Source organism: Streptomyces sp. E2N166 (genome assembly GCF_003671715.1).
Lineage (GTDB): Bacteria > Actinomycetota > Actinomycetes > Streptomycetales > Streptomycetaceae > Streptomyces > Streptomyces thinghirensis.
In genome coordinates this window covers 1925933-1934518 of record NZ_RAIF01000032.1, presented here as the reverse complement: position 1 = coordinate 1934518, position 8586 = coordinate 1925933, and the positions used below count along the sequence as shown (strand labels likewise).

Genomic DNA, 8586 nt, shown 5'->3' with positions numbered 1-8586 from the left:
ACGCTCCCGCCCGGGCCGCCGGTCCGGCGGCGTCCGGCACGGCGGAGGCCAGGGCGCCTGAGCCGAGCGGCGCCTCACCCAGCCCGAGCGGCACACCCGCCTATGAGCGGCCTTCAGGCTCCGCCACCCCGAAGCAGAAGCCGGGCACCTCGCGACCGCCCGGCGTGACATCCGCCCCGCCCCGCGGCGAGCAACCCGCCGGGCTGCCGCTCACCTGGTCGGTCAACTCGCAGGCATGGGAACTCGGTTGCGGTCACGACTACGTCATCGCCAGGCCGCCGAGCCAGGTCCCCCCTCCCCCTGCCCCGCAGGACGCGGCGCCCTGGGCGGCGACGCAGAGCGCGGTGCACGGCGGGGAGACGCTCGTGCAGCTGTCGGTACAGGGGCGCAGCGACACGGCGGTCGTGCTGGAGGCGCTGCGGGTGCGCGTGGTCGGCCGTACGGCGCCGGCCGAGGGCAACGCCTACGCCATGGACCAGGGCTGCGGCGGTTCGGTCACTCCCCGGTACTTCGCCGTGGACCTCGACAAGGACCGTCCCATCGCCCGCGCGGTCGCCGGGAACGACACCGGCACGCCGATCCCGGCCGTGCGCATGCCCTACCGCGTCTCGGCGAAGGACCCCGAGGTGCTGCTGGTCACGGCCGGCACCAGTTCGTGCGACTGCCGTTGGTACCTGGAGCTGGACTGGTCCTCCCAAGGCCGCAAGGGCACCGTGCGCGTCGACGACGACGGCCGCCCCTTTCGCACCAGCGCCATCGAGAACCTCCCCCAGTACACGTACGACACCCTGGAACACCAGTGGACACCCGACGGCTCGGACGCGGCATAGCTGCACGCGGGTGGGAGCGGCCCGAGGGGGAGGCCGGCTCGTAGCTCGTGGCGGGCCGCAGGCACTGCGCACCGAGGGCCCCTTCGGGTACGGGGATGCACCAGACGCCGCGGCCACCAGGTCCCAACAAGTCGAGACGTATCGTCTTGCCTATCGGCTCGTCGTGGCGTACCGTCCTGCGCATGGGTTCCCTGTGAGATCAACGATGACGACCGCGTAGAGCAGTGCTCCGCCGTCGCCGCACACAGCCGTGCAGTCATCCACCCCGAACCGGCCCGGGCCGAAGCCCGCGCGGCCAGGAGGAACCCAATCATGCACACCTCACAACTCACCCTTCGCCACGTCACCAAGCGCTACCCCGGCCGCACCGTCCTGGACCAGGTTTCCTTCACGCTGAGACCGGGCGAGAAGGCCGGTCTGATCGGTGACAACGGCGCCGGCAAGTCCACCCTCCTCAGACTCGTCGCAGGTCAGGAGCGCCCGGACAGCGGCGAGGTGACCGTGACCGCCGCCGGAGGCGTCGGCTACCTGCCGCAGACCGTCCCCCTGCCCCCGACCGCCACCGTCCAGGACGCCGTCGACCTGGCACTCGCGGACCTGCGCGCCCTGGAGGCGGACCTGCGCCGGGCCGAGCAGACACTCGGTGACGGCGAGGACCCGGCGGCACTTGCCGAGTACGGAGTTCTCCTCGGGCGTTATGAAGCCCGGGACGGCTACGACGCCGACCACCGGGTGGACGTCGCGCTGCACCACCTCGGCCTGCCGGCTCTGCGCCGCGAGCGCCGGCTGGGCACCCTCTCCGGCGGCGAGCGCTCGCGTCTCGCCCTGGCCGGCGTCCTCGCCGGCCGACCGGAGTTGCTGCTGCTGGACGAGCCGACGAACGATCTGGACGATCAGGCCGTGGAGTGGCTGGAGGCGCAGTTGCGGGCACACCGCGGCACGGTGCTCGCGGTCACCCATGACCGCGTCTTCCTGGAGCGTCTGACGGCCACGGTCCTGGAGGCCGAGGCGGGACAGGTCACCCGTTACGGCGACGGTTACACCGGCTACCGCACGGCGAAGGCGGCGGAACGGCGCCGCCGGCTCCAGGAGTACGAGGAGTGGCGGTCCGAACTGGCCCGCAACGAGCGGCTGGCCGTCGGCCACGCTGCCCGGCTCGACGCCATCCCGCGCAAGGCGTCGTTGGCCAACTTCGGCCACGGCGGCTTCCGCGCCCGCGGCCGGGCGCACGGTGCGATGGCCCGGGTCCGCAACGCCCACGAGCGGGTCGAGCGGCTGACCGCGAACCCGGTGGCACCGCCGCCGGAGCCGCTGGCCTTCACGGCGCGCATGGCGAGGACTGCGCCCGTCGTGGAAGGCACCGAGGCCGCTTCCGCGGAGCTGCTCGCCGTACGGCTGTCGGACGTACACGTCGGTGGCCGCCTCCAGCTGGGCTCCCTCGCCCTCGGCCGCCAGGGCCGGCTCCTCGTCACCGGCCCCAACGGTGCCGGCAAGACGACGCTGCTGAAGCTGCTCGCCGGTGAGCTGCGGCCGGACGAGGGCTCAGTGCGCGTGCCGGGCCGGGTGGGCCATCTGCGCCAGGACGAGACGCCGTGGCCGCCGGACTTGACGGTGGTCGAGGCGTTCGGGCTGGGCCGCGCGGGTAACGCCGACGAGCAGGCCGACGCTCTGCTTGCCCTCGGCCTCTTCCGCCCCGCCGAACTGCGGCTGCGCATGAGCGAGCTGTCGTACGGCCAGCGCCGCCGCGTGGACCTGGCCCGACTGGTCTCGGAACCCACCGACCTCCTGCTGCTCGATGAGCCGACGAATCACCTGTCACCGGCGCTGGTCGAGGAAGTGGAAGAGGCGCTGACCGGGTTCCCGGGGGCGATTGTGCTGGTCACGCACGATCGTGCGCTGCGGAGGCGGTTCCAGGGCGAGCATCTGGAACTGCCGGGGAGAGCGGGTGCCCGAGTGGGGTGACGGTCGGCCGGGCCTGCCTGCCCCGGTGCACGGACACCGGAGCATGGGGCATCGGCGCGGCAGCCGGCCACCGAACCGCCGGAAAGGGCCGAAGCCCACTGTGCAACACGCGAGTTGACCGTCTGTGGTGACCTTCACGCCGCCGACGGCGTCGAACAACCGCTACTCCTGCGTGGTGTGGCAGACGGGCAGGTCCGTGTCCCGGGCCGCACCGGGCGACGCGATGCCGGTAGGAGGACCGGTGGGCAGGACGTCGCCGTCGAGGACGGGGGCGCGGAGCGAGAGGTCGTGGTGGCGGGATCCGGAGGCGGGGGGCCACGTCGTCGCTGCTTCCGGTGCCGCCCGGGCGGCCCAAAAGCGCAGTCCCTCAGTGCTCGGGGTCGCGCAGGCCGACGCAGTCGAAGGCCCAGAACGCCTCCGAGTAGACGAAGGTGCCCGTCATCCACGGCTCGTGAGCGGACAACCGGGCGACCTGAAACGCCGGTTCAGGGATACGCAGCGACGGCGAACGGAAGCCCACCGCGCCGGCGCCCTCGAAACCGCGCGTACCGTAGTAGTGCGGCGAACCCTCCAGGAACACCAACGGCACACCCTGGCCGTCGGCCGCCTCGAGGGCGTGGGCGATGAGCTGCGTACCGATGCCCTGGCGCTGGAACTCCGGGACCACCCCCAGCGGTGACAGCGACAGGACGTCCACGATGCGGCGCGGAGCGTCCAACCGCGTCGCGCTCAGCAGGACATGCCCGACGACCCGGTCGTCGGCGACAGCGACGAAGGACATCGGCGCCAATGCGGCCTCCGCGACGCGAAGTGCCTCCACGAGCCCGGGAACGCGATCGCTGTCCCCGAAGGCCCGCGTGTGAACCTCGCGCACCTCTCGGTGATCGTCGGCGGTTTCCCGCCGGATCACCAGCCCGGTACCGGCGGGAGCGATCCGGGAGCCCGCAGGCTCATCGTGTGACGTCATGGCCGCGAGGGTAGATCGCATGGCGGCCCAGCGCGAGGCAATTACGCACCAGCTCGTGAGCCAGGACACCCTTCCAGGAACGTACTTACCAGTTGGAAGGGTGCTCCGCGCGATCGGGCAACGGCTCCGGGATCCACTCGCCCACATACCTCTCGCGCCGCGCCCGCGCCCGCGCCGGAAGGCCGGTCGTCGAGGCCGCTCGTTCACACGCTAGTCGGCGACTATGCCGCGGGCGCTGAGGACGTTCAGCAACTCCGGGCCCAGGAACTCGGAGCCGAGCACACGCCGGAGATTGGGAAGCAGTACGAGGTCGTCGAGGGTGGTCACGTCGAACAGGTCGTCCTCGCCGTCCCACACCGGGGCGCACTCCTGGTACACCTGGTTACCGCCGTCCATGCACAGCTCCTCGACGCCGGCCAGGAGTTCGTCGCTGATCTCCAGTGACTCGAAGTAGCCGCGTGCCTCGGGCACGATCTGGTAGGCGAGGCCGTGCTGCTCGGCGTACTCCCAAGGGGAGTCGCCGAGCCCCTTCTCCTTCAGGAGGTCGGCGAGGCGGAACCGAGGCGTGAGGGTCTCATCGATGAACATCAGCTGCTCGACGACGATGAGCTTGAAATTGAAGTCCTTGAATGTGGCCATGCGCACAACATAGACGGACGTTCGGTCATTGACTGTTCGGTGGGCCGTAGGGCTGGAGGAGCTGGTCGACGGGTGCGTAGTCGTCGGTGAGCACCTGGGCGTCGCCGATCCAGGAGGAGAGGTCGTCTCCGGAGGAGATCCTCCAGCCGGTTCCCCGGGTATCAAGCGCTTCCTGGGTCGCGCGGAGGTCGACCTGCCGGTCGGAGGCGAGCACCACCAGGTTGCCGCCCTTGGGGGTGGTTGTCCGGCTGAGGCCGATGTCGCCGGGTTCACCGATGAGGACGACATGGTCGAAGGTCTCGGCCAGGGTGGCCACTTCGGCACGTGCGAACTCAAGAGCGCCATGATCGATGAGGTTGGCGACGTACAGGCCGTCCTCGTCGAGCACCCTGCGCACGTCGGTCATCGCCTCCACCGTGGTGAGGTGCCATGGGACGCTGACACCCCCGAAGGCGTCGCCGACGACGAGGTCACGACTGTTCGTGGCCAGTCGTCGCAGGCCGAGCCTGCCGTCCTCCGTGCGTACGTCGATTCCGGCCTGCGGCGTCAGACCGAGTTGGTCATGGTTGATGCGCGCGACCCCGCTGTCGATCTCGGACACAACGCTGTGCGTCCCGGAACGCGTCGCCGCGAGGTAGCGCGGCAAGGTGAGCCCGCCGCCGCCCAGATGGTGAGCGGTGAGTGACTCTCCTCCGGGGTAGGCGCTGTCGACCACCGAGGCGATGGCGCGCACGTACTCGAACTTGAGGAAGGTCGGGTCGTCGATGTCGACGTACGAGTGCCTCAAACCGTCCAGGACGAGTGTGCGGCCGCCGGCCCGGTCGGGATCCGCGACGACCCGTGCGCAGTGGTACCTGGTCTCCGTGTCGCAGGCACCGGGCGCCACACTGCCGGCGAGGCCGCCGGCTACGACCACGAGTATGAGGGCAGGGGCGCTGGTCCACCCGCGCACGCGCCACTCGACCAGTGCCGAGCCGACCACCAGCAGTACTCCGAGGCCGACGAGGATGCCGCTGACGGGCCATCGCGAAATAAGGACGAAGCCGGTGAGGACAGTGCCGAAGATGGCGCCGACGGTACCGACGCCGGACAGCCGTCCGACAACCGTTCCGGTCTCGGCAATGGTGGTGAGACGCAGTTTGGTCACCACGGGCGTCACCGCGGAGAGCAGCGCGCCCGGCAGGAGGACGGTCAGCGCCGCGATCAACAGGAGCATCGCCGGTGCCCACTCCGCGGTGGTGCGGAGCACGGCAGGGGTCAGCGCGACGACCGCTCCCGACACCCCGAGCGAGGGGCCCAGAAGCCGGCGTGGATCGACCTGGTCGGCTACGCGCCCGCCCAGCCAGGAGCCGAGAGCGATCGCGGTGAGGGCGATGCCGATCACCATGGTGCTGGTCTCGAGGGTGAGGCCGAGATAGGGAGCCAGCAGCCGCAGAGCTACGATCTCGACCACCAGGACCGCGGCGGAGGACCCGAAGACGAGCGCGGCAGCCGCACGGGAACCCAGGCCGCCGCTGTCAGGCGTGCCCTCGGCGAGAGGCGCGGAAGACGATCCGGTCATGGGCGACATCCTGGCATGCGGCGCCAACACGGGCAGGAGTTGAGGAAAGGCCGTCATTCCGCACTCCGCTGCAAAGCGTCGTTGTCGGTCGTGAGCGCCCGGGCCCGGGACTGGCCGACTGGTCACCGCGTTCGCTTCGGTGTGAGCGCCGTCCGTTCTGGCGACGTCGCCCCGAAGCGGCCGCGGCGCCTGCGGGCGATACGCGCCCTAGGCGTCCGCGAGGAGGGGGTCGTACGGGGTGCTGGTGCGGCGGGCGGACATGAACGAGAGGAAGTCGCTCACGAAGGCGCTCCGGCCGTAGGCACCACCCGTGGTGGCGAGGTCGCGGTGGAAGGCGGTGCGGAAGAGATTCCGGTGCTCCTCCGCGTCGATGGTTCCGCTGCCGTCCTTGTCGGTGGCGTCGAAGAGGACCTCGGCGACGCGGATGAGCGCGGCTCCCGCGAGGGAGGGCACGGCCGCGGCGTACTCCTGCGCGCTCACCCGGCCGTCACCGTCCGTGTCGAGGGCGGTCTGAAGTTCGCGCCACCAGGCGGCGAAGGCGTCGTACAGCCGAGTCTCCTCGGGCTCGTCCAAGTCGAGTCGGGTGGAGAGTTCACGGGCCATGGCGGCGAGGTCGGGCCAGTCGAGGTGGCCGTCGCCGGTCTGGTCCAGCACCTGGTGGAAGAATTCTTCCGCCGAGCGCCGGTCCTCGCCCGCGCCCGCCGCGGGGGCCGGATCCGGAGCAAGGTCGTCGCCCAGCGGGGTGAGGAGGCGGAGCAGGGCCGACGCCCGCTTCATGCGGCCGCGCAGGGCGGCCACGGTCCGGGCTCGGGGGTCGTCGCTTCCGGGTGACAGGGAGAGGAGTTCGATGACGCTTCCGGCGTTGAGCCACCCGTCGGGCAGGAATCGGGCCAGTCCGGCGGCGAGGTAGGCGCCCTGCATGAGGGTCTGGGCACCGGGCATCTCCGGCAGGCCGGCCCGGCGCCGGTACGGCTCGGGGAGCGAGGCAACGGTGATCGCACCGAGGACGGGACCGACGACGGCCCGGCCGGCCGCCCACAGCGTCGGCGCGCCGTCGAGCAGCGCCGGGGCGGGCAGGTGGTCGAAGAGGCGGTAGAGGATGACGCGGGCGGCTTCGGTGTTCTCCAGCCGGGTTTCGACGATCCGGTCGAAGTACCGCCAGAAGTCGTCGAGTTCGTCGGGGAGTTCGCTGGAGTCGCCGTCGAGAGCGGCCAGGAACGCACGGTACTCGGCGTACATCTGCTCCATGGTGTCCTGGTCGAGCGGCTGGCCGCTGAACCGGCACATGGTGACGGCGCTCTCGAAGAGCGTGGCGACCACCCAGGCCCGAGCCGCGCGGTCCATCGCGTCGTAGGACCGGCCGCGGGCGTCGGATCCGCTCATGCGGGCGTGCAGCCGGTTGAGCCGGGCGGCCTCCCGCTCCCGTGCCGCGGGGTCGTCACCGAACATGCGCCGCATGCTGAGGAAGGTGTTGCGGAGCCGGCGCCATGGGTGAGCGAGGAAGGTCGAGTTGTCGACCAGGGCGGCGCCGATCTGCGGATGGGCGGCCTCGAGCACGGTCGCGCGGATCATGGCGAGCGCCCAGCGCGGATCGTCGAAGAAGGCGTGGAACTGCGAGTCGGGTCCGAACAAGGGCGGCACGCCGGCCGGCCGCGGGGTGCCGGTACCGGCAGGACCGGTCGTTCCGGTCGTCATCGTGGATCTCCGTTCGTCTGGGACGGCAGGCCGCCGAAGCGGCGGGCGCGACGCTGATAGGCGTGCAGGCACGCGAGGAAGTCGGAGGCTCGAAAGTCCGGCCAGAGCACTTCGGGGAAGACCCACTCGGAGTAGGCGACCTTCCAGAGCATGAAGTTGGAGATTCGCTGCTCACCGGAGGTACGGATGACGAGGTCCACGTCCGGGGTGTCGGGAAACGGCAGGTACTCCGCGAACAGCCGCTCGGTCACCTCGTCCGCCGGCGTCCCGCTGAGGATCAGCGCTCGAGTGGCCTCTACGATGTCCCGGCGTCCGCCGTGGTCGAAGGCCACGGTCAGCGTCATCCCCCGGTTGTCGCCGGTCAGCATCGCGAGGTCGTCGAAGTCCCTGGCCAGTCCGTGAGGGATGCGCGGGTCCGCGGCCCCAGTGAAACGGCAGCGGATTCCGCGGGCCAGCAACAGCGGCGCGTGCTTGCGCACCACCCGGCGAACCAGACGCATCAGGTAGTCGACCTCGGCACCGGGCCGGTTCCAGTTCTCGGTGGAGAAGGCGTAAAGGCTGAGCCACTCGACACCGGCGGACCGGGCCGCCTCGATGATGTCGATGACGGTGGCCTCGGCAGCCTGGTGCCCCGCCGTGCGCGGCAGTGAACGCCGCTGCGCCCACCGCCCGTTGCCGTCCATCACGCACGCCACGTGTCGGGGCACCGCGCGCGCCGCTCCGTCGCTCCGCCGTTCCCGGCCCGGCAGGCCCTCCGTCGCCGAGCGTCCGCCCGGAACGTCGTACTCCGTCATGCCCGGCCCCGCTCCCCCGCAGTGACGCGACCGGTAGTGCCGTGCTCGCTCACGCCTGTCCCGCCTCGTCCCCCGCCCTCACCGGCGTGTTTCCTGCCGGAATTGTGGCAGGAAGGAGAGGCGCCGGCCTGCTGGTAC

The 8586-nt window shown here is 71.1% G+C and carries 6 protein-coding genes and 1 pseudogene; 2 read left to right on the top strand and 5 right to left on the bottom strand.

Features of this window, described 5'->3' with window-relative positions:
• Together EBH09_RS35860 and EBH09_RS35855 are read left to right on the top strand one after the other, a co-directional pair.
• Nucleotides 1-830: pseudogene (locus EBH09_RS35860) on the top strand (transcriptional regulator); the annotation flags it as partial.
• A gap of 312 nt (nt 831-1142) precedes the next feature.
• Complete coding sequence (locus tag EBH09_RS35855) at nt 1143-2792, top strand: TlrC/CarA/OleB/SrmB family ABC-F type ribosomal protection protein (RefSeq protein WP_121750928.1); 1650 nt, start codon at nt 1143-1145, stop codon at nt 2790-2792.
• A 367-nt stretch (nt 2793-3159) separates the two neighbouring features.
• Here the strand turns inward: EBH09_RS35855 and EBH09_RS35850 are convergent, their stop codons facing one another.
• The 5 genes from EBH09_RS35850 to uppS form a co-directional block, all read right to left on the bottom strand.
• Nucleotides 3160-3828 (bottom strand): N-acetyltransferase, encoded by a 669-nt coding sequence (locus tag EBH09_RS35850; RefSeq protein ID WP_238697544.1) that lies wholly within the window; start codon nt 3826-3828, stop codon nt 3160-3162.
• A 141-nt stretch (nt 3829-3969) separates the two neighbouring features.
• Nucleotides 3970-4398 (bottom strand): hypothetical protein, encoded by a 429-nt coding sequence (locus EBH09_RS35845; protein ID WP_121750927.1) that lies wholly within the window; start codon nt 4396-4398, stop codon nt 3970-3972.
• A 25-nt stretch (nt 4399-4423) separates the two neighbouring features.
• Nucleotides 4424-5959: a fused MFS/spermidine synthase gene (locus EBH09_RS35840; protein ID WP_121750926.1), complete on the bottom strand. Its 1536-nt coding sequence runs from the start codon at nt 5957-5959 to the stop codon at nt 4424-4426.
• A gap of 207 nt (nt 5960-6166) precedes the next feature.
• Complete coding sequence (locus EBH09_RS35835; RefSeq protein WP_121750925.1) at nt 6167-7654, bottom strand: oxygenase MpaB family protein; 1488 nt, start codon at nt 7652-7654, stop codon at nt 6167-6169.
• Nucleotides 7651-8337: a polyprenyl diphosphate synthase gene (uppS, locus tag EBH09_RS35830; RefSeq protein ID WP_238697595.1), complete on the bottom strand. Its 687-nt coding sequence runs from the start codon at nt 8335-8337 to the stop codon at nt 7651-7653. Before uppS ends, EBH09_RS35835 begins: the two co-directional genes overlap by 4 nt.
• Between the last annotated feature and the right edge of the window lie 249 nt (nt 8338-8586).

Excerpts from the sequence above, each read along its gene's own strand:
- EBH09_RS35835 (WP_121750925.1), bottom strand. The coding sequence starts at position 7,654 with ATGACGACCGGAACGACCGGTCCTGCCGGTACCGGCACCCCGCGGCCG.
- EBH09_RS35840 (WP_121750926.1), bottom strand. The coding sequence starts at position 5,959 with ATGACCGGATCGTCTTCCGCGCCTCTCGCCGAGGGCACGCCTGACAGC.
- EBH09_RS35855 (WP_121750928.1), top strand. The coding sequence starts at position 1,143 with ATGCACACCTCACAACTCACCCTTCGCCACGTCACCAAGCGCTACCCC.
- EBH09_RS35845 (WP_121750927.1), bottom strand. The coding sequence starts at position 4,398 with ATGGCCACATTCAAGGACTTCAATTTCAAGCTCATCGTCGTCGAGCAG.
- uppS (WP_238697595.1), bottom strand. The coding sequence starts at position 8,337 with ATGGACGGCAACGGGCGGTGGGCGCAGCGGCGTTCACTGCCGCGCACG.